Below are 23037 nucleotides of genomic sequence, written 5' to 3' on the forward strand. Positions count from 1 at the left end.
ACAACGACATGTGTGGCATCGTTGGCGTGGTCAGCGCCCAGCCGGTCAATCAGCTCATCTATGACGCCTTGCTGCTGCTGCAGCACCGGGGTCAGGATGCGGCGGGCATCGTGACGCAGCTGGGGCATAAGTTCTTCATGCACAAGGCCAAGGGCATGGTGCGCGACGTGTTCCGCACGCGCAATATGCGGGCCTTGCCGGGCAACTGCGGGCTGGGTCAGGTGCGCTATCCCACCGCCGGCAATGCCGCCAGCGAGGAGGAGGCACAACCCTTCTACGTCAACGCGCCGTTTGGCCTGGTGCTGGCGCACAACGGCAACCTCACCAACGCCCATGCGCTCAAGGAGGAGCTGGCCCGCCTGGATCACCGGCACATCAACACCGAGAGTGACTCCGAGGTGCTGCTCAACGTGTTGGCGCACGAGCTGGAGCGCGCCACCCGGGGCGTGCCGCTGCAGATCGACGATGTGTTTGCCGCCGTCTCGGCGGTGCACCGGCGACTGCGGGGGTCGTATGCCGTCGTGGCGCTGATCGCCGGCCACGGCATGCTGGTGTTCCGCGACCCGTTCGGTATCCGGCCGCTGTGCATCGGCCGCGGCCCGGACGGCACGGTGATGGCCGCCAGCGAGTCGGTGGCGCTGGAGGGTACCGGCCACCGCTTCGAGCGCGACGTCGCGCCGGGCGAGGCGATCTTCGTCACGCTGGACGGCCAGATCCACGCGCGCCAGTGCGCCGAGGCGCCGCGTCACCACCCCTGCATTTTCGAGTTCGTGTATCTCGCGCGGCCCGATTCGGTGATCGACGGCATCTCGGTCTACCAGGCGCGGCTCAACATGGGCGAGACGCTGGCCACCCGTGTCATCTCCACCGTGCCGCCGACGGACATCGATGTCGTCATTCCGATTCCCGAATCCAGCCGCCCTGCGGCAATGGAGGTCGCGCGGCTGATCGGCCGCCCGTACCGCGAGGGCTTCGTGAAGAACCGCTACGTCGGCCGTACCTTCATCATGCCGGGGCAGGCGGTGCGCAAGAAGTCGGTGCGCCAGAAGCTCAATGTGATTGCCAGCGAGTTCGCCGGGCGCAACGTGCTGCTGGTGGACGACTCCATCGTGCGCGGCACCACCAGCCGCGAGATCGTGCAGATGGCGCGCGAGGCCGGCGCGCGCAAGGTGTACCTGGCCAGCGCCGCGCCGCCGGTGCGCTACCCCAATGTGTATGGCATCGACATGCCGACGCAGGAGGAGCTGGTGGCGCACGGCCGCACGGTGGAGGAGGTGCGCCAGATCATCGGCTGCGACGCGCTCATCTACCAGGACGTGGAGGCAATGAAGCGCGCCGTGGCGGCGCTCAACCCCTCGCTGTGCGGCTTCGAGGCGTCGTGCTTCGACGGGGTGTATGTGACGGGCGATGTGACCCTGGAGACGGTCACGGCGATGAATGCCCCGCGCCAGGCCGCCGCCAAGGCCGACCCCGCCGACGAGGACGGCGGCGGCTCGCGCTTGACGCTGCCCAATGCGCAGGAGGTTTGACCCCGTGGCGCTGCACCCCGAGACTGCCGCGGTGCGCGTGGCCGTGCCGCGCTCGCCGTACGGCGAGAACGCCGAGGCGCTGTACCTGACCAGCGGCTACGTGCAGCCCAGCGCCGAGGCCGCCGCGGCGCGCTTCGCCGGCGACGAGGACGGCTACACCTACGGCCGCTACGGCAACCCCACCACCGCCAGCTTCGAGCAGCGGCTCGCGGCGCTGGAGGGGACGGAAGCGGCGATTGCCACGTCGTCCGGCATGGCGGCGATCCTGATGCTGGCGCTGGGCTTGCTGCAGGCCGGCGACCACGTGGTCTGCTCGCGCTCAATGTTCGGCGCGACGATCAAGCTGATCGGCAGCGACTTGGCCAAGTTCGGCGTGCAGGCCACCTTCGTGCCGCAGACGGACCTGGACGCCTGGCGCGCGGCGGTGACGCCGCGCACGCGGCTGCTGCTGGCCGAAACCCCCACCAACCCGCTGACCGAGGTCTGCGACATCGCGGCGCTGGCCGACATCGCCCACGCCGCCGGCGCCTGGCTGGCGGTGGACAACTGCTTTGCCACGCCGGCGCTGCAGCGCCCGGCCGAATTCGGCGCCGACGTCGTCATCCACTCCGGCACCAAGTTCCTCGACGGGCAGGGGCGGGTGATGGCCGGCGCGCTGTGCGCCCCCCGCGCGCTGGTGGAGGAGAAGTTCCTGCCGGTGCTGCGCAGCGCCGGCATGACGCTGGCGCCGTTCAACGCCTGGGTGGTGCTCAAAGGCCTGGAGACGCTGCACCTGCGCCTGCGCGCGCAGAGCGCCACGGCGCTGGCGCTGGCGCAGTGGCTGCAGGCCCACCCGGCGGTGGCGCGCGTGCATTACCCCGGGCTGCCCGGCCACCCGCAGCACGCGCTGGCGATGCGCCAGCAGGGCGGCTGCGGCGGCGCCATCGTCGCCTTCGAGGTCAAGGCCACGAGCCCCGAGGAGGGGCGCGCGCGGGCGTTTGCGGTGCTGGATGCGCTGCGGCTGGCGTCGCTGTCCACCAACCTCGGCGACACCAAGACGCTGTGCTCGCACCCGGCCAGCACCTCGCACGGGCGCCTGACCGAGGCGCAGCGCCAGGCCGCCGGCATCTCGCAGGCGCTGATCCGCGTCTCGGTCGGGCTGGAGCACCTGGACGACCTGACCGCCGATCTGGCGCGCGGCCTGGACGCGCTCGTCTGAAGCGCCGGCGCCACCCACCGATCCCGATCCATCATGACGCAAAGAGTCCGCACCCGCTTCGCCCCGTCGCCGACGGGCTTCATCCACCTGGGCAACATCCGCTCGGCCCTCTACCCGTGGGCGTTTGCGCGCGCGCACGGCGGCGACTTCATCCTGCGCATCGAGGACACCGACCAGGAGCGCTCCACCGACGAGGCGGTGCGCGTGATCCTGGAGGCGATGGACTGGCTCGGCCTCACCCCCGACGAGGGACCGTACTACCAGATGCAGCGCATGGACCGCTACCGCGAGGTCATCGCGCAGATGTTGCAGGCGGGGCTGGCCTACCACTGCTACATGACGCCGCAGGAGCTCGACGCCCTGCGCGAGCGCCAGATGGCCGCCAGGCTCAAGCCGCGCTACGACGGCACCTGGCGCCCGGAGCCGGGCAAGGTGCTGCCGACACCCCCCAGCGGCGTGCTGCCGGTGATCCGCTTCAAGAATCCGCTTTCGGGCAGCGTGGCGTGGGACGACAAGGTCAAGGGCCGCATCGAGATCCGCAACGACGAGCTGGACGACCTCGTCATCGCGCGCCAGGCGCCGGTCGGCCAGATCGGCGTGCCGACCTACAACTTCTGCGTCGTGGTGGACGACATCGACATGCGCATCACGCACGTCATCCGCGGCGACGACCACGTCAACAACACCCCGCGCCAGATCAACATCATCCGCGCGCTCGGCCACGAGCCGCCGGTGTACGCCCACCTGCCCACCGTGCTCAACGAGCAGGGCGAGAAGATGAGCAAGCGCCACGGCGCCAAGCCGGTGACGTGGTACCGCGACGCGGGCTTCCTGCCCGATGCGATGATCAACTACCTGGCGCGGCTGGGCTGGAGCCACGGCGACGACGAGATCTTCACGCGCGAGCAGTTCCTGCAGTGGTTCGACCTCGACCACCTGGGCCGCAGCGCTGCGCAGTTCGACGAGGCCAAGCTGCGCTGGGTCAACGCGCAGCACATGAAGATGACGCCGGACGATCGGCTGGCGCCGCTGGTGGCCGAGCAGCTGGCGCGCCGCGGCCTGCAGGCCGATGCGCGGCTGCCCGCGATCTGCGGCCTGTTCAAGGACCGCTGCGACACCACGGCGGCGCTGGCGGACTGGGCGCAGCCGTACTACCAGGCGCCTGCGCCGCGCGCCGAGGACCTGGCGCAGCACGTCACCGACGCGGTGCGCCCGGCGCTGGCCGAGCTGCGCCAGCGCCTGGGCGACGTGCCGTGGACGGCGGCCGACATCGCCGCGGCGCTGAAGGCGACGCTGGCCGCCCACGGCCTGAAGATGCCGCAGCTGGCCATGCCGGTGCGCGTGCTGGTGATGGGCACGCCGCAGACGCCGTCGGTGGATGCGGTCTTGGCGCTGCACCGGCGCGAGGACGTGCTGGCGCGGCTGGCCGCGGCGTGAAGCGGTGGGCGCAAAAAAATCGTCTTCGTCTTCAAAACGCCTCGAAAATGTGTCTATAATGCAGGTCTTGCTGATGCACGACGGATTTCGAAAACAACAACGAAATCATCGACAGCAGCAGGCCCGTGGGGGTATAGCTCAGCTGGGAGAGCGCTTGCATGGCATGCAAGAGGTCAGCGGTTCGATCCCGCTTACCTCCACCACGAACACAGACCCTATCGTCTAGAGGCCTAGGACATCACCCTTTCACGGTGAGTACCGGGGTTCGAATCCCCGTAGGGTCGCCACATTGGAGCGGTAGTTCAGTTGGTTAGAATACCGGCCTGTCACGCCGGGGGTCGCGGGTTCGAGCCCCGTCCGCTCCGCCAACCGTTTGTTCATCGACGACCCTATCGTCTAGAGGCCTAGGACATCACCCTTTCACGGTGAGTACCGGGGTTCGAATCCCCGTAGGGTCGCCATTGGAGCGGTAGTTCAGTTGGTTAGAATACCGGCCTGTCACGCCGGGGGTCGCGGGTTCGAGCCCCGTCCGCTCCGCCAACCATCCCCACGCCACCCGCCAACCGGGTGGCGTTTTGCTTTGGGCGCGCGGATGCGCGTCAGTCGACCCCGACCACCCCGTGGGTCTCGATGAAGGCCAGCAGCTCTTCCCACGGCATCGGCCGCGCGTAGCGAAAACCCTGCACGTCCAGCGGCGCGTGCGGGCGCAGGAAGCCGAGCTGCGCGTCCGTCTCCACCCCCTCTACCACCACCACGCGCGCCTGCAGCGCGGCGGCCAGTTCCAGCACCGCCGTGACGATGCGCTCGCTGGGCCCGCCGGTGCCGACGTGGTCGGTGAAGCGCTTGTCGACCTTGAGCTCGTCCACCGGCGTGCGCAGCAGGTAGGCTAGGCTCGAGTAGCCGGTGCCGAAGTCGTCCAGCGCCACGTGGCCGCCGCCTTCGCGCACGAGCTGCAGCCACGCCAGCGTCGAGGGGCTGTCGCCCATCCAGACCGATTCGGTGACCTCGATCGTCAGGTTGGGCAGCGCGGCGCGGTGCTCCTCCAGCCAGTCGCGCAGCGTGGCGTCGCCGAATTGCGCGCTGGAGACGTTGACGGCCAGCCGGACATGCCGGCCCCAGCGCCGGCCCACCTCCAGCGCGCGGCGCGCGGCCTCGCGCAGCACCCAGGCGCCGATGCGCCGGATCTGGCCGCTGGCTTCGGCCACGGCGATGAATTCCACCGGCGAGACGAGCCCACGCGCCGGGTGGCGCCAGCGCAGCAGCACCTCGGCGGCGCGCACGCGCTGCTCGGGCAGCGCGATGATGGGCTGGAAGTGCAGCTCGAAGGCGCCCTGCGCCAGCGCCTGCTCCAGCCCCGCCTTGACCTCGGCCAGGTGGCGCGCGCGGCTTTCCATCTGCGGCGAATAAAAGCGCATGCGGTCGCGGCCGCTGGACTTGGCCGCGTACATGGCGGTGTCGGCCATGCGCAGCAGCTCCTCGACGCTCTCGCCATCGCTCGGAAAGTTGGCCACGCCGATGCTGGCGCTCAGCCGCAGCACGTTGCCGTGCAGATCCAGCGGCTGGCGCACGGTCTGCAGGATGCCGTCGGCGATGCGCTCCACGACCAGCGGCGACTCCGGGCCGTCCAGCAGCACGACGAACTCATCGCCGCCGAAGCGCGCCACCGTGTCGTTGGGCCGCAGCGCGCGGCGGATGCGGCCGGCGATTTCCACCAGCACCTCGTCGCCGAACTCGTGGCCGTGGATGTCGTTGATCTCCTTGAAGCCGTCCAGATCGCAGAACATCACATACAGCGGCTTGAGCTCGCGCTGCGCGCGCAGCAGCGCCTGCTCCAGGCGGTCGCGGTACAGCGCGCGGTTGGGCAGGCCCGTGAGGGTGTCGAAATTGGCCTGGCGAAAGATCGTCTGCTCGCGCGCCTTGGCCTCCTCGATGTTTTCCAGCAGCACCACCACCAGGTCGCCGTATGGGGCCGGATGGTGCGCCAGCGACGTGTGCTGGCGCGACCTGCGCAGCGCGCCATCGCGCGCCATCAGGCGCTGCTCCAGCGCCGCGGCGGGCCGGCCGGCGCCCAGCTGGCGCCACTGCTGACGCGCGCCGTCGCGGTCTTCCGGGTAGATCCAGTCCAGCCATGCGCTGCTGCGGATTTCCTGCGCCGTGGCGGCCAGCCGCTGCGCCAGCGCGGCGTTGCATTCCAGCACGCTGCCATCCACCGTGCAGACGGCGATCCCGATGCTCGGGTTGTCCCACACCGCCTGCAGGCGGGCTTGGGCGCTGCGCTCGCGCTGCTCGAGTTCCACCAGCTCCGTGACGTCCAGCAGCGAGGCGGCGATCAGCCGCCGCCCGTCCGTGCCGGGGCTGACGCGCGCACCCCGTTCCTGTACGTGGCGCCAGCCGCCGTCGGCCGTGCGCACGCGGTAGCGCTGCGTCCACTGGTCGCTGCGATCGTCGTGCCAGCGCGCCTGCACGCGGCCCTGGTCGGCCGGGTCGATCGCCTGCAGCAGCCAGTCCAGCTGCTCTTGGGTGGTGCCTGGGGCGGGCGGCGGCAGCCAGTCGAGCAGGCGGTGCGAGGCATAGACCATCTGCCCGCGCAGCACGTCCAGCAGCACCACGGCCTCGTGCAGCGCATCGGTCAGTGCCGTCAGGCGTGCCTGCAGCTCCAGCCGCGCCTGCTCGGCCTGCCGCAGCGCCGTCAGGTCGGTCAGCGCCAGCACGTAGCCGGCGCGCTCGTCGTGGGTGTGCCAGGGCACCAGCTGCACCCACAGGCGCGCGCTGGCCAGCTCCAGACCGCCCTGCCAAGGGCCTGCCTCGCCGCGCACGACGTGCTCGACCAGCCCGTCCGGCCACGCGAAGCGCCGCGCATCGAAGGTCCACGGCAGGCCGAGCATCGATTCGCGCAGGCCCAGCAGGTCGGCGGCGAGCTGGTTGAAGCGCAGCAGCCGCCGGTCGTGGTCCAGCACCAGCAGCGCGGTGCCGGCGCTTTCCTGGATCGCGTGCAGCAGTTCGTTGAGCTGCTGCTGCTCGCGCAGCGAGGGGTCCAGCTCCTCGTTGAGCGTGCGCAGCTCCTCGTTGGAGGCTTCCAATTCCTCGTTGGAGGCCTCCAGCTCCTCATTGGCCGCCTCCAGCTCTTCGGTGGTGACGCTGAGCGCCTCGTTGGCCTGCTGCAGCTGCTGCTGGCTGTGCTCCAGCGCGTCCACCAGGCTTTCCAGCCGCTCCTGCTGCAGGCGCTGGGCATCCACGGGCGCAGCTGCGACTTCCGAGCCGGCCCCCGCCGCCGTGGCCACCGCAGGGGAGGCGAAGCTGACGAGCAGGTAGGCCTCGCCGCCCTGATCCAGACGGGCCGCATCCAGCACCCGCGCGGGCTGGCCGTCCAGCGGCGGCAACGGCACGCGCAGCGTCGTTTCCTCGCCCAACAGGCGGTGCAGCGCCAGCTGCACGTCGCGCCGCCAGGCGCCATCGACCAGGTTGGGCAGGGTCAGCGCGGCCGTCGGGCCGGAGGGCCAGCGCATCAGGCCCTCCATGTTGCCAACCACGTGCAGCGGGTGGCCGTCGCGGTCGACCAGCACCGTCGGCGGGGCGTGGCGCTCGATCAGGTACTGCAGCAGCCGGTCGCGCAGTTCGGCCTCCAGCCGGTCCACCGGGCGCAGTTGCGGCGGCGGCACCGGCGCGGGGGCGGCGTCGCGGCTGCGGCGCAGCCGCTTGCCCAGCTGCAGCGCCGGCTCGCCGGCGTCGGCGCGCTTGCGCCACAGGTGTTCCTGCGTCGAGACGGTGGTAAAGAGGCTGCGCGTGCGCGCCGTCAGGGCTTCGGAGCGGCCCAGCATCAGCAAGCCATCGGGCAGCAACGCGTGGTGCAGCCGGCGCAGCACCTCGTCCTTGGCCGCGCCTTTCAGGTAGATCAGCAAGTTGCGGCAGGCCACCAGGTCCATGCGCAGGAACGGCAGGTCCTGCAGCGCGTCGTGGCGCGCGAAGACGCAGCGGCGGCGCAGGTCCTGATGGATGCGCAGCGTGTGCCCGATGCGGGTGAAGTAGCGCTGGCGCCAGGCCGCCGGCAGCGCCTGCGCGCTGTCCTCGTCGAACAGGCCGCTGCGCGCCTGGTCCAGCGCCGGGGCGTTGACGTCCGTGCCCAGCACCATCCAGTCCAGCGTCAGGCCCAGTTCCCCGAGCAGCTCGTCGGTCAGCATCGCCAGGCCGTAGACCTCCTCGCCGGTGGAGCAGCCCACCGACCACAGGCGCAGCGACGTGGCCCCCTGCGCCGCGCGCTGGGCGATCCGCTCGCGCCAGGCCAGCCGCAGCGCCGCAAACGCGGTGGGGTTGCGCAGCCACTCGGTTACGCCGATCGTGACCGACTGCGCCAGCGCGTGCAGCAGCGGCGGGTCGTCGTCGACCGCGGCCAGGAGCTGGGGCAGGCTGCTGGCCCCCTGCTGGCGCATCACGCGCTCGAACTGGCGCCGCAGCGTCGATTCCTGGTACTGGCCCAGATCCAGCCCGGTGTTCTGGGCCAGCCGATGCACGAGGGCGCCAAACGCGCTGCGTTCGTCGGCCATCGAGGCCGCCCCGGCTGTGCCCGCGGCGGGCGGGGCGCTGGCGCGTTGCTGCAACAGCAGGCCGAGCCGCCGTCCCAGCGCCACGGCGGTGTCGACGTGGTCGGCCAGGCCGCGTTCGACGATGGTCTGCGGCATCGAGGCAAACGGGGCATCCGAAGGCGTCTCGGCCCATACCGCGCCGCCGGCATCGCGCAGCACGCGCGCGCCCACGGCGCCGTCCTGCCCGGTGCCGGACAGCACGATGGCCACCGCCCGCGGCCCGAGCGAGCGCGCCGCGCTGGCGAACAGCCGGTCCAGCGACGGTGCCGGGCCCTGGTCCGGGGTGCTGGCGTGCAGGCGCAGCCGCTGGCCTTCGATTTCGACGTGATGCCCCGGAGGGGTGACGTACACCACTCCCCCACGCAGCGGCTCATCGTCGACGACGCGCTGCACCGGCACGCCGGTGACGGTTTGCAGCAGCTTGGTCAGCGCCGAGGTTTCGGTGGCGGCGATGTGCTGCGCCACCACGCAGCACAGCCGTGTGTCGTGGGGCAGAGCCGCCAGCAACTCGCGCAGCGGCTCGAGCCCACCGGCCGAGGCGCCAAGCAGAGCCACCAGCTGCGGGGCGGTGGCGCGGATCAAGGCAGACGTCCTTGTCGTTTCGGCCCATTGTAGACCTGCCTTGCGCCGCTGTCGCCGGCAGCGTGGCCTGGGCGGACGGCGGCGATGGAGGGGGCCGCGGTCGGCCGATCGGCCGGACTCGGACGGTGCCTGCGCCCGTCACGCCGCGCGGCGGGTGGGGCTGGCGTGCGCTTGGCTGGCGGGCAAGGCGGCCAGCCCCTGCAGCACGTCACCGACGATGATGACCGCCGGGCTGCCCAGGGCATGCGCCTGCAGGGTCTGCGGCAGGGTGCCCAGCGTCGTGACGACGTGCCGCTGCCGTGGCAGCGAGGCCTGGTGCACCACCGCCACCGGGGTCGTGGCCCGCATCGTCTGCAGCAACCCGTGCTGGATGGCCGTCGCGCTGGCCACCCCCATGTAGATGACCAGCGTCAGCCGCAGCGCGTGGGCCGTGCGGCCGAGCGTCGCCCAGTCCAGCGGGGCTTGCCCGGGGGCTGGATGGCCGGTGACGAAGACCACGCCGTGGGCGGCGTGCCGGTGCGTCAGCGACGTCTGCAGGGCAGCGGCCGCGGCCAGCCCCGCGGTCACGCCGTTGACCACGTCCACCGGGATGCCCTCTGCCCGCAGCCGCGCGATCTCCTCGCCGGCGCGGCCGAAGATGAACGGATCGCCACCTTTGAGGCGCACCACGTGCAGGCCCTGCTGCGCCTGCTGCACCATCAGCTTGTCGATGAAGGCCTGCGGGGTGGAGCGGCAGCCGCCGCGCTTGCCGACGTGCACGATGCGCGCCAGTGGGCTGGCGTGCTGCAGCACGGCTTGCGGCACCAGGTCGTCCACCAGGATCACGTCGGCCTCGGCCAGCGCCCGCACCGCTTTGATGGTCAGCAGTTCGGGGTCGCCGGGGCCGGCGCCGACCAGGGTGACGCGCCCGCGGGGTGGGGTGGGGGAGGTCATGCAGCGCTCCTTTCGGGGTGGGGGGTGGTCTGCCGTGGCGTGTCGGCCCGGAGGCGGCCCTGCAGCAGCCGGACGATGGCCTCGAGCTGAAAGCGCAGCGGTTCGGGGGAGCGCTGCGGCGCTTGCAGTTGCGCCACCGTCCACGCCACGGTGGCGGCCCGATCGCGGCCATCAGGCAGTTCGGGCACGTCGGGCAGTACACCCGGCTGCGCCTCGCACAGCGTGTGCGGGCGGCCGGCTTCGAAGATGTCGATGCGCGGTCGGCGCCGCGGGTCGGCCACCGGCTCGCCTTCGGTGCCGCGCAGCAGCATCGCCCACTGGCCGGTCTGCACCAGCAGCGCCGAGACCCGCTCGCGGTAGTCCGGGTGCGTGTAGCTGCTGACCAGCAGCGCGCCGGGGCAGGGCGCCAGCAGCTTGACCAGCGTATGGGCGCTGTTGCGCAGCCCCAGCGTGCGGCGCACGTCCAGCAGGCGCTGCAACCCGGGGTGCAACGCCGCCGTGGGCAGCCAGAACGCCCCCGGGCGGTCGCCGACGCCAGCGGCTTCGTGAGGGAACTCAACGGGCAAGCCGTGGCGGGCCAACTCCTGCAGCACGGCGTGGCTGGTCAGGCGCCCGCCCGGATCGTCGCGTTGGCCGTGCACGATGACGCGGCAGCCGCGCGCGGCCAGCGCCAGGGCCAGCCAGGGGGTGAGCACCGGCAGGCGGCGTGCGCCGTTGTAGCTGGGCAGCACGACAGTGGGGGTGGCGCCGGCCGGCACCGGCCGGCAGTCCTCCATCACGGCCTGCAGAAAGCCGGCCAACTCCTCCACCGCCTCGCCTTTGTAACGCATGGCCACGCACCAGGCCCCGAGCTCCAGATCCGAGACACCGCCGCGCAGCAACGCGCGCATCAGGTCGGCCGCCTGCGCGCGCGTCAGGTCGCGCGCGCCGTCGCGGCCACGGCCGATCTCGCGCAGGTAGGCGGCGATGCTCATGGTTGGGTTTCCGTCGCCACTGCTGCCACGGTGCTGAGGCCGGCAGCCGTCACGAGGCGTCTGAGCTCTGGGACGCACGAGCCGCACTGGGTGCCGCAGCGCAGCGAGGCCTGCAGTGCGCGCAGCCGCTCCTCGGCCGTGCCCGTCAGGCCCTCCAGGGTCGTCGTGATCGCGGCTTCGGTGACGCCCAGGCAGTTGCACACCGTGCGCGAGGCGGGCTTGATCTGCAGCCCGACGGGATCGGGCAGATCCATCAGCAGCATCGCCACCGGCAGGGTGAGCGCTTGCCGCTGCCGCAGCAGCGCCCCCAACCACGCCCGCGAGCGGGCCTGCCCGGCCAGCAGGAAGGCCTGCAGCCTGACTTCGTCGCCGAGCCGCTGCAGGCGCAGGCGGCGATGCTGCCCGCGCGGGGCGTCGTCGTAGCGGGCGATATCCGCGACCTCAAGCTGCAAGGCCTGGCCGAGCTGCGCCAGCCAGTCCGGCTGTGGCGGTGGCGCGGGATGGGCGGCCTTGAACCACAGGGCCACCACGTTCTCTTCGGGTGCGGTGGCCACGCCGCCGGACGGGGCCACCGGGACGCAGGCTGCGTATTCGAACTGCGCCAGCAAGGGGCGCAGGGCTTGCTGCGCGCGCAGCGCCTCGCCGGCTGGCAGCCACGCCATGGCGTGCACCTGCCAGGGCAGATGCGCCGCCTCGATGCGTACGGCAGTGTGCTTGAGCTCGGGCTGGCGCGAGCGCGGGCAGGTGGCCGGCACCGTCAGCGCGTTGACGCCACGTGCCAGCCCCTCGTCGGCGTGCAGGCCGCCCAGGTATTCGCCGCCCCAGTGCATCGGGATGAAGCATTGGCGCCGCCCCACGTCCGGTGAGGGGCGCGCCGGCAGCACGATCTGCCCGCGGCGGCTGCGCACGCGCACCAGGTCGCCATCGGTCAGGCCAGCCTCGGCCATGTCCTGTGGATGCAGATCCACGCACGGTTCGGCGGCGTGGCCGAACAGGGATTCGACGGTGCCGGTGCGCGTCATGCCGTGCCACTGGTCGCGCAGACGGCCGGTCAGCAGCGCGTAGGGGTAGCGCTCGTCACGCTCCTCGGCTGGCGACTCGTAGGGCAGGGCGAGCAGGCGTGCGCGGCCATCGGCGGTGGCAAAGCGTCCATCCTCGTACAGCCGAGGGCGCCCCTGGGCGGCGCCGACCGGGTATGGCCACTGCTGCGGGCCGTGTTCCAGCAGCGCATAGCTGAGTCCGCCGATGTCCAGATCGCGGCCGATGGTGCTGCGGCGGTGCTCGTTCCAGACTTCCTCGGCCGTCGCGTAGGCGAACATCGAGCCGCCAGCGCGCGGCGGCAGCAGCGCCTGCAGGCGCTGGCCGACGGCGGCGGCGATGCGCCAATCCGGCCACGGCCCTTCGCCGAGTGGCCCCGCCGGCGGTGGGACGGCCGCGCGCACGCGGCTGATGCGCCGCTCGCTGTTGGTGACGGTACCCTCTTTTTCGGCCCAGGTGGCCGCGGGCAGCAGCACGTCGGCCCAGGCGCAGGTGGTGGCGGTGGCGTAGGCCTCCTGCACCACGACGAATTCGACCTGGCGCAGCGCGCGGCGTACCGTGGTCTGGTCGGGCAGCGATTGCGCCGGGTTGGTGCAGGCGATCCACAGCGCTTTCAGCCGCCCCTGGGCCGCGGCCTCGAACATCTCCACCGCGGTCAGGCCGGCCTGTGCGGGCAGATCCACACCGGGCAGCAACCCCCACAGCGCGGCGATTTCGGCGCGGTCGCGCGGGTTCGCGATGTCGCGGTGGCCGCTCAGCAGCGTGGCCATGGCGCCGACTTCGCGCCCGCCCATCGCGTTGGGCTGGCCGGTCAGGGAAAACGGCCCGGCCCCGGCGCGCCCGATCTGCCCGCAGGCCAGATGCAGGTTGATGAGACCGACGTTCTTGGCCGTGCCGCTGCTGGACTGGTTGAGCCCCTGGCAGTACAGGCTCAGCGTGCGCAGGCGCTGCGCGCGCGGCAGCGCCACCCCGGCCGGCCAGCCGTCGGGCACGCCGGCAAACCAGCGCGCTGCGGTCAGCAGATCGTCGGGCTGCAGCCCGCAGACCTGCGCGACCAGCTCCGGGGGGTAGTCCTGCACCAGCGCTCGCAGCTCGGCGAATCCCTGCGTGTGGGCGGCCAGGTAGTCGGCGTCGATCCAGCCGTGGCGGATCATCAGGTGCAGCAGCCCGTGCCACAGCATCACGTCGGTGCCCGGCTGCAGCGCCAGATGCAGGTCGGCCACGCTGGCGGTGTCGGTGCGGCGGGGGTCGACGACGATGACGCGCATCGACGGCCGGCGGGCCCGGGCCGCATCCAGACGGCGAAACAGCACCGGGTGCGCCCAGGCGGTGTTGCTGCCCGCGATGAAGACGCAGTCAGCATGGTCCAGGTCTTCGTAGCAGGTCGGCACCGCATCGGCGCCCAGCGTCTGCTTGTAGCCCACCACCGCGCTGCTCATGCACAGGCGCGAGTTGCTGTCGATGTGCGGCGTGCCGATGAGCCCGCGCGCCAGCTTGTGCAGGACGTAGTAGTCCTCCGTCAGCAGCTGGCCGCTGACGTAAAAGCCCACCGCCTGCGGCCCGTGGCGTTGCACGATGTCGGCCAGCCGCTGCGCGGTGTGGTCCAGGGCGGCGTCCCAAGAGGTGGTCGCCGGTGGGCTGGCCCGGTCGTGGCGCAGCATCGGCTGCAGCAGGCGAGTAGCGGCCTGACGCGACGGCTCGGCGCTCAGGTGCAGGGTGGAGCCCTTGGTGCACAGCCGGCCGTGGTTGGCCGGGTGATCGGGGTCGCCGCGCACGCCGACGATGCGCGCACCACGGCTTTCGATCAACACGCCACAGCCGACCCCGCAATACGGGCAGGTGGAGCGCGTCACGCGCACCGTTTCATCCGCAGCGCGGCGGGCCGGGGAATCGGTCACGGTTTCGATGTCCATCGCGGGCTCAGGCGGACGGATGGACCGTGGCGGGGGTGGCCTCGCCGTCGCACCGGCTGGCCGTGGCGGAGGCACCGCAGCCGCGCCGCGCCGGACCGGCCAGCGGGCGCGTCAGGTCGGTGGCGCGGTGGTGCAGCTGGTCGGCGCGCAGCCAGACGTCGCCGTGCTCGACGAGCACGTCGAACGTGGGCGTGCAGCCTTCGTCCGGTTCGGCCGCGCGACCATCGGCCAGCCCGATCGTCCAGTTGTGCAGCGGACAGGCGACGCGCTCGTCGAAGACGACGCCCTGGCTCAGCGGCCCGCCTTTGTGCGGGCAGCGGTCCAGCAAGGCGAAGACGCGGTCGTCGGCGGTGCGAAACAGCGCCACGTCCAGGCCGCTCGCCCGCGCCACACGGCGCGCCCCCAGAGCCGGAATGTCGTCGAGGCGGCAGACGCGCACCCAGGTGTCTTCGGCGGCGGGGTTCATGCGGGCACTCCTTGCTCCGTCGGTGCGCTCGCCGGCTGCGCCTCGGGGCGCAGCGGCTCGAACTGACGCTCATCCACTCCGGCGCGCGCGAACTCGTGCCAAGGGTCGGGCTCGTCCTGCAGGGCCTGCTGCAGCTGCTGCCACAGGGCGCGGCGGCCGGCGGCGTCCTCGACGATGCGCCGCTTGACGTGGTCCAGGCCCACACGCGCGACGTAGTGGCAGGTGCGCTCCAGATACCAGCCCTCCTGCCGGTACAGCTCGAGGAAGGCCCCGGCGTATTCGAGCACCTCCTCGGCCGTCTTCACCTTGACCAGGAACTGCGCGACCTCGGTCTTGATGCCGCCGTTGCCGGCGATGTAGATCTCCCAGCCGCTGTCCACCCCGATCACGCCCACGTCCTTGATGCCGGCTTCGGCGCAGTTGCGTGGGCAGCCGCTGACGGCCAGCTTGACCTTGTGCGGGGCGTACATGCGCCAGAGCGCGCGCTCCAGATCCTTGCCCATCTGGGTGCTGTCTTGCGTGCCCATGCGGCACCATTCGCTGCCCACGCAGGTCTTGACGGTGCGCAGCGCCTTGGCATAGGCATGCCCGCTGGGCATGCCCAGGTCGCGCCAGACCGCAGGCAGATCCTCCTTGCGCACGCCCAGCAGGTCGATGCGCTGCCCGCCGGTGACTTTGACGGTGGGGATGCGGTATTTGTCCACCACGTCGGCGATGCGGCGCAGCTCTGCCGCGGTCGTCTCGCCCCCCCACATACGCGGCACCACGCTGTAGCTGCCGTCTTTCTGGATGTTGGCGTGGCTGCGTTCGTTGATGAAGCGGCTTTGCGGATCGTCCTGCGCCTCCTTGGGCCAGGTGCTGATCAGGTAGTAGTTCACCGCAGGCCGGCAGGTGGCGCAGCCGTTGGGTGTCTTCCACTCCAGAAAGCGGAATACGTCGGCGATGCGCAGCAGCTTGTGCTGCCGGATCGCGTCGCGCACGGCCTGGTGGCCGTGCTCGGTGCAGCCGCACAATGCCTTGGTCTTGGGCGAGGCCGAATAGTCGCCGCCGGCGGTCAGCATCAGGATCTGCTCCACCAGCCCGGTGCAGGAGCCGCAGGAAGCGCTGGCCTTGGTGTGGCGGCGCACCTCTTCCAGCGTGAACAGGCCCTTTTCCTTGATGGCCTTGCAGATGGCCCCCTTGGTCACGCCGTTGCAGCCGCAGACCTCATCGCCGTCGGCCAGGGCCGAGGCCTTGCTCTGGCCCTGGTGGCCGGTGTCGCCGATGTTGGTCTCGCCAAACATCAACCGGTCGCGGATGTCGCCGATGGGGCGCTGCTCGCGCAGCAAGCGGAAGTACCAGCTGCCATCGACCGTGTCACCGTAGAGGCAGGCGCCCACCAACCGGTCGTCGCGGATGACCAGCTTCTTGTACACGCCGCCGGCCGCATCGCTCATCACGATCTCCTCCGCGTCCGGCCCGCCCATGAAGTCGCCCGCGGAAAAGAGGTCGATGCCGGTCACCTTGAGCTTGGTGGATGTGAGCGATCCCGTGTAGCGCGCGATGCCGAACTCGGCCAAGTGGTTGGCCAGCACCTTGGCCTGCTCGAACAGCGGCGCCACCAGGCCGTAGCTGACGCCACGGTGGTTGACGCACTCGCCGACCGCATAGATGCGCGGATCGGTGACGGTCTGCATCGTGTCGCTGACCACCACGCCGCGCTGGCACAGCAGGCCGGCCTGTTCGGCCAGCGCCGTGTTGGGGCGGATGCCCACCGCCATCACGACGAGCTGGGCGGGCAGGGTGGTGCCGTCCTTGAGCCGCACCGCCGCCACCCGCCCATCGTCGCCGGGCAGCAGCGCTTCGGTCTGCGCCTGCAGCGCAAAGCGCAGGCCGCGCTGCTGCAGCGCGCGCTGCAGCAGGCCGGCGGCGGTGGGGTCGAGCTGGCGCTCCAGCAGCCACGGGGCCAGGTGCACCACCGTGACCTCCATGCCGCGCCGCGCCAGCCCGTTGGCCGCCTCCAGCCCGAGCAGACCGCCGCCGATGACCACCGCCTGCCGGTAGTGCGCCGCTGCCTCGATCATCGCCTCGGTGTCGGCGATGTCGCGGTAAGCCAGCACGCCCGGCAGATCGCGCCCCGGCACCGGCAGCACGATCGGCTGCGAGCCCGTGGCCAGGATCAGGCGGTCGTACGGCAGCGCCAGCGCCGACCCGTCGGCCCGGCGCGCGTGCACGATACGGGCTTGGCGGTCGATGGCGGTGGCGGTGCAGCCGGCGTGCAGCGTGATGCCGTGCTGGCGGTACCAGTCCCAGTCGTTGAGGATGATGTCCTGCAGCGTCTGCTCGCCGGCCAGCACCGGCGACAGCAGGATGCGGTTGTAGTTCGGGTGCGGCTCGGCGCCGAGGACGGTGATGTCGTAGCGCCCCGGCGCCAGCGCGAGGAGTTCCTCCAGCGCGCGCACGCCGGCCATGCCGTTGCCGATCATCACCAGTTTGGGTGGGTCGTGGGGTGGGATGCGCATGTCCATGTCCAGGCTCCGTGGGGGTCGAGGGGCTCGGCCGGGGTGCGGTGCACCCCGCCGCGGGATCGGGGGTGGCTAAGCCGCCTTTTCCACGTGCCCCTGGCGCGTGTAGAGGAAGTCCAGCACCGCCTTGCGGCAGCGCAGGTAGACCGGGTCCTCGGCCAGTCGCAAGCGCTGGCGCGGCCGCGGCAGCGGCACTTCGAGCACCTCGCCGATGGTGGCCGCCGGGCCGTTGGTCATCATCACGATGCGGTCGGCCAGCAGCACCGCCTCGTCGACGTCGTGCGTGACCATGACCACCGTGCTGCGCGTGCGCGCCACGATCTCCAGCAGCTCGTCCTGCAGCCGCGCGCGCGTCAGGGCATCCAGCGCGCCAAACGGCTCGTCCATCAGCAGCACCCGCGGCTCCATCGCCAGGGCGCGCGCGATGCCGACGCGCTGCTTCATGCCGCCGGAGATCTCGCCCGGCCGCTTGTGCGCCGCGTGCGCCAGCCCCACGAGTTCCAGCGCCGCCTGGGTGCGCTGCCGCAACTGCGCCTTGGACTCGCTCGCCCCAAAGACGCGCTCGACGCCCAGGTAAACGTTGTCGAAGCACGTCAGCCACGGCAGCAGCGAGTGGTTCTGGAACACCACCGCGCGCTCGGGCCCGGGGCCGGCGATCTCGCGCCCGGCGCATAACAGCACCCCCTGGGTCGGGCGCGCCAGGCCCGCGATCAGGTTCAGCAGGGTCGATTTGCCGCAACCCGAATGCCCGATCAGGGTCACAAACTCGCCCTTGGCGATCGTCAGGTCGATGTCGCGCAGCGCCACGAACGGCCCGCGCGGGGTGCGAAACACCTGGCCGACCCCCTGGATCTCGATGTACTTGGCGTCTTGCGGGCTCATGAGCGCACCTCGTCGTATGTGAAGGCCGAGGCCAGGCGCACCAGCAGCGCCTCCAGCGCCAGGCCGACGAAGCCGATGACGAAAATCGCCACCAGGATGTGCTGGACGTTGAGGTTGTTCCACTCGTCCCACACCCAGAAGCCGATGCCCACGCCGCCGGTGAGCATCTCCGCGGCGACGATGACCAGCCAGGCCGTACCCACGCTCAGGCGCACGCCGGTCAGCACGTAGGGCAGCGTGGCCGGCAGCAGGATGCGCGTCAGCACCGTCCAGCCCGGCAAATCCAGCACGCGCGCCACGTTGAGATAGTCCTGCGGAATGCGCTGCACGCCCACGGCGGTGTTGATGATCATCGGCCAGATCGAGCAGATGAAGATGGTCCAGATGGCCGCCGGGTTGGCGCTCTTGAACACCAGCAGCCCGATCGGCAGCCACGCCAGCGGACTGACCGGGCGCAGCAGCGCGATCAGCGGCGCGAACATCGCCGCCAGCCAACGCGAGCTGCCCAGTGCAAAGCCCAACGGGATGCCCACCAGCGCCGCCAGCCCGAAGCCCAGGCCGACGCGCTGCAGGCTGTTGAGCACGTTCCAGCCTATGCCCTGGTCGTTGGGGCCGTTGCGGTAAAACGGATCGGCAAACAGGGCCGCGGCGGCATCGAAGGTGGCACGCGGTGTGGGAAACGTGCCGCCCTCGCGGGTCAGCAGGCCCCAGATACCCACCAGCAGCGCCAGGCCGCAGGCCCCGGCCAGCGCGCGCGTCAGCGCCGCCGGCCAGGGGCGGCGCGCGCTCGGCGGGGGGCTCACCTGGGGGGCGCTAGGCTGTTCGGCCTTCGGCCGCGGGCTGGCGGGCACCGCGGCAGGCTGGTCGGCTGGGGGCGTCTCCTCCAGCGCAGGCAAGTGAAATACGGCAGCGACCATGATCTCGTCTCCCGGCCGTCAGGCCTTGACGGCAAAGGCATCGGCGTAGCGCGCCGGGTCTTTGCCGTCCCACACCACGCCGTCGATGAGCTTGCTCGAGCGCAGCTCGCTCTTGGGCACGTTGACCTTGAGCTGGCTGGCCGCCTGCCGGTACAGCTCGGTCTGGTTGATGTCGCGCGCGACCTGCAGGTAGTTCGGGTGCTCCTTCAGCAGGCCCCAGCGTTTGTGCTGGGTCAGGAACCACATGCCGTCGGACAGGTACGGGTAGTTGACCGCCCCGTCGTTGAAGAACTTCATGTGGTTGGGGTCGTCCCAGGTCTTGCCCAGGCCGTTCTGATAGCGGCCCAGGATGCGCTGGTTGATGACGTCCACGCTCGTGTTGACGTAAGCCTTGTCGGCGATCGTCTCGGCCATCTTCAGCTTGTTCTGCAGACCGCTGTCGATCCAGCGGCCGGCCTCCAGCACCGCCATGATCACGGCGCGGCAGGTGTTGGGGTACTGCCGCACGAAGTCGGCGGTGGTGCCCAGCACTTTTTCCGGGTGGTCCTTCCAGATATCCTGCGTGGTGGCGGCGGAAATGCCGATGCCATCCATGATTGCACGGTGGTTCCATGGCTCGCCGACGCAGTAGCCGTCCATGTTGCCCACCCGCATGTTGGCCACCATCTGCGGCGGCGGCACCGTGATGACCTTGACGTCCTTGAGCGGATGGATGCCGCCGCTGGCCAGCCAGTAGTACAGCCACATCGCGTGCGTGCCGGTCGGAAAGGTCTGCGCGAAGGTGTAGTCGCGCTTGTCGCTCTTAATCAGCCGCGCCAGGCTGCTCAGATCGCTGGCGCCCTTGTCGGCCAGCGCCTTCGACAGCGTGATGCCCTGGCCGTTGTGGTTGAGCGTCATCAGCACCGCCATGGCCTTTTTGGGCCCGCCGATGCCCAGGTGCACGCCGTAGAGCAACCCGTAGAGCACGTGCGCCATGTCCAGCTCGCCGTTGACGAGCTTGTCGCGCACTCCGGCCCAGGACGCTTCCTTCGAGGGCACGATCTTGATGCCGTACTTCTGGTCGAAGCCCAGCACCGAGGCCATGACGACGCTGGCGCAGTCGGTCAGGGGGATGAAGCCGATCTTGACTTCCTTCTTCTCTGGCGCATCGGAGCCGGCGGCCCAGACGCCATGGTGGCCAAGCGTGCCGAACAGGGCAGCCGTGCCGGCTGCGGCGGCTTGGCGCAGCAGCCGGCGGCGGTCGGGGCGGGGCGCCGCGGTGGGTTCGGCCCGGGCGGGTTGCGCCGCGGTCCGCGCGGAATCGTCGTGAACGGGGGGCAGGGTCATGGTGCCAACTCCTCTTGCAAGGCCAGAAAAACGGGGAAAAACAAAAGGCGCCCTTCCATCGCGGCCCTGTGGGGCCGAGCGTGAAAGGACGCCGTTGTCCGCCGCCGACTGGTCGACCGCCATTGGTGACCAGCGCTTGACCAATGTGAAGCATGATCCGTGCCAGTTGCATGGACCGCGCGTGTTGCGGCGCGGTGCAGGGTGCACCGCCCCCCATCGGCGCGAAGGGGTCGGATCGCGGGCGTCCATCCGCACTGCGGCGGTGCATCCGCTGCGCCGCGCTGGCGCATCGCTGCGCGACTTTGGGACTCTCAAGCCCGCGAGCGCTGCGCCGGCAGCAGCTCGGCGGCCGACAGCACGGCCTGCGCCACCTCCGCCAGCCGACGCCCCTGGTTCATCGCCATCTGGCGCAGGCGGTGGTGCGCCTCGGCTTCCGTCAGCCCCTGGTGCGCCATCAGCAAGCCCTTGGCGCGTTCGATCAGGCGCCGCTCCTGCAGGTTGTGGCGTACCTTTTCCAGCTCGGCGGTGACCTGCTGCAGCTGGCGCGCCTGCGTCTCGATGACGTCGAGCACGCAGCCGCTGCCGGTGTGTGGCCAGGCCGGCAGCGGCGGCAGTGCCAGTCCCGCGCCGGCGGCGTCGTCGGCCTCGAAAAAGGCCGCTTCCGCGGCATCGTCGGCCCGCGTGTTCAGCTGCGCCACGGACAGCTCGTCGCAGGCCCGTTGCGCCAGCTCGCATTTGTGCTCGCACAGCGCGCGCAGTTCGCCGACCAGGCGCTCTTCCAATTCGTGCAGCGCGTCCAGGCGCGCCGTGCAGGCCGCAAACCATGCGGCACTGCTGCTGCGGTCGAGCGGGGCTCCCGGCAGGGCGCTGGTCAACTGTCGCCGCAGCCGCTCCAGGCGCACCAGTTCGGCCTGTTGGGGCAGTCCGTCGAGCGCCTCGGTCAGCTCGCGGGAGGTCAGGCTGGCGGCCACTTCCAGGCTGCGTTGCTGCGCTTCGATCAGATGCAGCAACAGCTGCTGCTCGTCGGCTTCGATGGCTCCGCGCGCGAACGCCGCCGCCCCGCAGGCCCGCTCCTGTCCGGCCAGCTCCTTGCCCTGCACCAGGTGGTACAGCGCCACCAGACAGCGCGAGATGTCGGGGTCCTGCGCGGCGTCGGCCGCCTCGAACACCATCGACAGCAGGGTCTGGATCAGCCGCACGTAGGCCTGCGTGGCCCAGCGCGGGCTGCAGCCGTGCTCGCGCACGCGCCGGCGCAGCCAGGGCAGCGCCTGCAGACCCTGGTGCACGCGGGCCAGGTCGGTCAGCAGGCGCGCGCGCTGCAGGCCGGCGGCGCCCGAGCCTGGTTCCAGGCTGTCCAGTTCGGCCAGAAAGGCTGCGCATGCCTGGTCGGTGGCCTCGAGCTGGCGTTGCAGCGCGTCGTGCCAGCCCGCCGCCGCGTTGCCGAGGTAGAGGTTGGACAGACCTCGCTCGCGTTGCAGCTGGTGCACCAGCGCCGTCGTGGCCCGCAGCAGCTGGCTGGTGTGCACCAGTTGGCGCAGCTCGGCCACCAGGGCGTGGCGGGCGGCACGCAGCCAATGCAGCGTTCGATCCATGGTCGGGTGCTAAGCAAGTTCGATGCCCGTGTGCGCGGCCCCTTACACTCGCCGTCATGCTGATCTTGGGTATCGAATCGTCGTGCGACGAGACCGGTGTCGCGCTCGTGGAGGCGGCACCGCAGGGCGTGCCGCGGCTGCGGGGCGCGGCGCTGCACAGCCAGGTGGCCATGCACCGCGACTACGGCGGTGTGGTGCCGGAACTCGCCAGCCGCGACCACATTCGCCGCGTGCTGCCGCTGACCGAGGCCGCGATGGCCCAGGCCGGGGTGGCGCTGCACGCCATCGATGCCGTCGCCTACACCCGTGGCCCGGGGCTGGCTGGTGCGCTGCTGGTGGGGGCGGGTGTGGCTTGCGCCTTGGCGGCCGCGTTGGGCGTGCCCGCGGTCGGTGTGCACCATTTGGAAGGGCATCTGCTGTCGCCCTTTCTGAGTGCCGATCCACCGGCCTTTCCCTTCGTCGCCTTGCTGGTGTCGGGCGGGCACACGCAGCTGATGCGCGTGGACGGCGTGGGGCGCTACCACCTGCTGGGCGAGACCATCGACGACGCCGCCGGGGAGGCGTTCGACAAATCGGCCAAGGTGCTGGGGCTGGGCTACCCGGGCGGCCCGGCCTTGTCGCGCCTCGCCGAGCAGGGCGACCCCGCCGCCTTTGCGCTGCCCCGGCCGCTGCTGCACAGCGGCGATCTGGATTTTTCGTTCGCCGGGCTCAAGACGGCGGTGCTGACCCAGGCGCGCAAGCTGGGCCCGGCGCTCGAGGCGCGCAAGGCGGACCTGGCTGCGGCGACCGAGGCGGCCATCGTGGATGTGCTGGTGCACAAGGCGCGTGCGGCGCTGAAGGCCACGGGCTTGAACCGCCTGGTCGTTGCCGGCGGGGTGGGCGCCAACCGCCGTCTGCGCGCCCAACTGGGCGAAGCGGCCACGCGCCACGGCTGGCGGCTGCATTACCCCGAGGTTGCCTTGTGCACCGACAACGGGGCCATGATCGCGCTGGCCGCCGCGATGCGCTGGCAAGTGGGTGCGTGGTCGGCCGCGGATCGGGCGTGGGCTTTCGACGTCCTGCCTCGCTGGCCGCTGGAGGCCGTGGCCCTCGCCCCCGACGCGGTGGCCGAGTAGCCGCCCCGGGGGCAGCTCGCTCGCGGCAGGCGCCGTCCGACGGGCGGCGCG

General features: G+C 71.2%; 14 protein-coding genes and 5 tRNA genes. 9 read left to right on the top strand and 10 right to left on the bottom strand.

Translation table 11 applies throughout. The features are described 5' to 3' along the window. Positions 1-8: 8 nt before the first annotated feature. From purF to A9O67_RS08185, 8 genes are all read left to right on the top strand, one after another. The gene (purF, locus tag A9O67_RS08150; protein ID WP_068609140.1) at positions 9-1529 is read left to right on the top strand and encodes an amidophosphoribosyltransferase; all 1521 of its coding nucleotides are present in this window, start codon (positions 9-11) and stop codon (positions 1527-1529) included. Further along, positions 1513-2727 (top strand): O-succinylhomoserine sulfhydrylase, encoded by a 1215-nt coding sequence (locus tag A9O67_RS08155; protein ID WP_068609142.1) that lies wholly within the window; start codon positions 1513-1515, stop codon positions 2725-2727. Before purF ends, A9O67_RS08155 begins: the two co-directional genes overlap by 17 nt. Before the next feature lie 33 nt (positions 2728-2760). After that, positions 2761-4164, top strand: a complete 1404-nt coding sequence (gltX, locus tag A9O67_RS08160) for a glutamate--tRNA ligase (RefSeq protein WP_068609143.1) — start codon at positions 2761-2763, stop codon at positions 4162-4164. A gap of 127 nt (positions 4165-4291) precedes the next feature. Continuing rightward, positions 4292-4367: transfer RNA gene (locus A9O67_RS08165), tRNA-Ala, on the top strand. Between the two features lie 8 nt (positions 4368-4375). Next, a tRNA-Glu gene (locus A9O67_RS08170) sits at positions 4376-4451 on the top strand. Positions 4452-4455: 4 nt separating this feature from the next. Beyond that, positions 4456-4532 (top strand) — tRNA-Asp (locus A9O67_RS08175). Between the two features lie 17 nt (positions 4533-4549). Continuing rightward, positions 4550-4625, top strand: a tRNA-Glu gene (locus A9O67_RS08180). Between the two features lie 2 nt (positions 4626-4627). Continuing rightward, positions 4628-4704: transfer RNA gene (locus tag A9O67_RS08185), tRNA-Asp, on the top strand. Positions 4705-4763: 59 nt separating this feature from the next. Here A9O67_RS08185 and A9O67_RS08190 read toward each other — a convergent pair. The 10 genes from A9O67_RS08190 to A9O67_RS08235 form a co-directional block, all read right to left on the bottom strand. Continuing rightward, positions 4764-9326 carry an EAL domain-containing protein gene (locus A9O67_RS08190; RefSeq protein ID WP_068609145.1) on the bottom strand — a complete coding sequence of 1521 codons (4563 nt, stop codon included), beginning with the start codon at positions 9324-9326 and terminating at the stop codon, positions 4764-4766. Between the two features lie 138 nt (positions 9327-9464). After that, entirely contained in the window at positions 9465-10259 is a 795-nt protein-coding gene (cobA, locus tag A9O67_RS08195) for a uroporphyrinogen-III C-methyltransferase (RefSeq protein WP_068609147.1), read from the bottom strand. Next, positions 10256-11233 (bottom strand): DNA-binding protein YbiB, encoded by a 978-nt coding sequence (gene ybiB / locus A9O67_RS08200; protein ID WP_068609148.1) that lies wholly within the window; start codon positions 11231-11233, stop codon positions 10256-10258. The genes cobA and ybiB overlap by 4 nt, the downstream gene beginning before the upstream one ends. Further along, positions 11230-14184, bottom strand: a complete 2955-nt coding sequence (locus A9O67_RS08205; protein ID WP_082955453.1) for a nitrate reductase — start codon at positions 14182-14184, stop codon at positions 11230-11232. Before A9O67_RS08205 ends, ybiB begins: the two co-directional genes overlap by 4 nt. A 7-nt stretch (positions 14185-14191) precedes the next feature. Further along, on the bottom strand, positions 14192-14650 hold the full coding sequence (nirD, locus tag A9O67_RS08210; RefSeq protein ID WP_068609150.1) for a nitrite reductase small subunit NirD: 459 nt from the start codon (positions 14648-14650) through the stop codon (positions 14192-14194). Then, the gene (nirB, locus tag A9O67_RS08215; protein WP_231960269.1) at positions 14647-17157 is read right to left on the bottom strand and encodes a nitrite reductase large subunit NirB; all 2511 of its coding nucleotides are present in this window, start codon (positions 17155-17157) and stop codon (positions 14647-14649) included. The genes nirD and nirB overlap by 4 nt, the downstream gene beginning before the upstream one ends. A 69-nt stretch (positions 17158-17226) precedes the next feature. Next, positions 17227-18036 carry an ABC transporter ATP-binding protein gene (locus tag A9O67_RS08220; RefSeq protein ID WP_068609152.1) on the bottom strand — a complete coding sequence of 270 codons (810 nt, stop codon included), beginning with the start codon at positions 18034-18036 and terminating at the stop codon, positions 17227-17229. Beyond that, positions 18033-18953 carry a nitrate ABC transporter permease gene (ntrB, locus tag A9O67_RS08225; protein WP_068609154.1) on the bottom strand — a complete coding sequence of 307 codons (921 nt, stop codon included), beginning with the start codon at positions 18951-18953 and terminating at the stop codon, positions 18033-18035. Before ntrB ends, A9O67_RS08220 begins: the two co-directional genes overlap by 4 nt. Positions 18954-18971: 18 nt before the next feature. Then, a complete protein-coding gene (locus A9O67_RS08230; protein WP_082955454.1) occupies positions 18972-20279 on the bottom strand; it encodes a CmpA/NrtA family ABC transporter substrate-binding protein in 1308 nt (435 codons plus the stop codon). Positions 20280-20590: 311 nt separating this feature from the next. Next, positions 20591-21871: a nitrate regulatory protein gene (locus A9O67_RS08235; protein WP_068609156.1), complete on the bottom strand. Its 1281-nt coding sequence runs from the start codon at positions 21869-21871 to the stop codon at positions 20591-20593. 56 nt (positions 21872-21927) lie between these two features. Here A9O67_RS08235 and tsaD point away from each other — a divergent pair, with 56 nt between their 5' ends. Further along, positions 21928-22986 (top strand): tRNA (adenosine(37)-N6)-threonylcarbamoyltransferase complex transferase subunit TsaD, encoded by a 1059-nt coding sequence (gene tsaD / locus A9O67_RS08240; protein ID WP_068609158.1) that lies wholly within the window; start codon positions 21928-21930, stop codon positions 22984-22986. Positions 22987-23037 lie beyond the last annotated feature (51 nt).

It is taken from the genome of Tepidimonas fonticaldi, assembly GCF_001675355.1.
Taxonomy (GTDB): Bacteria; Pseudomonadota; Gammaproteobacteria; order Burkholderiales; family Burkholderiaceae_C; genus Tepidimonas; species Tepidimonas fonticaldi.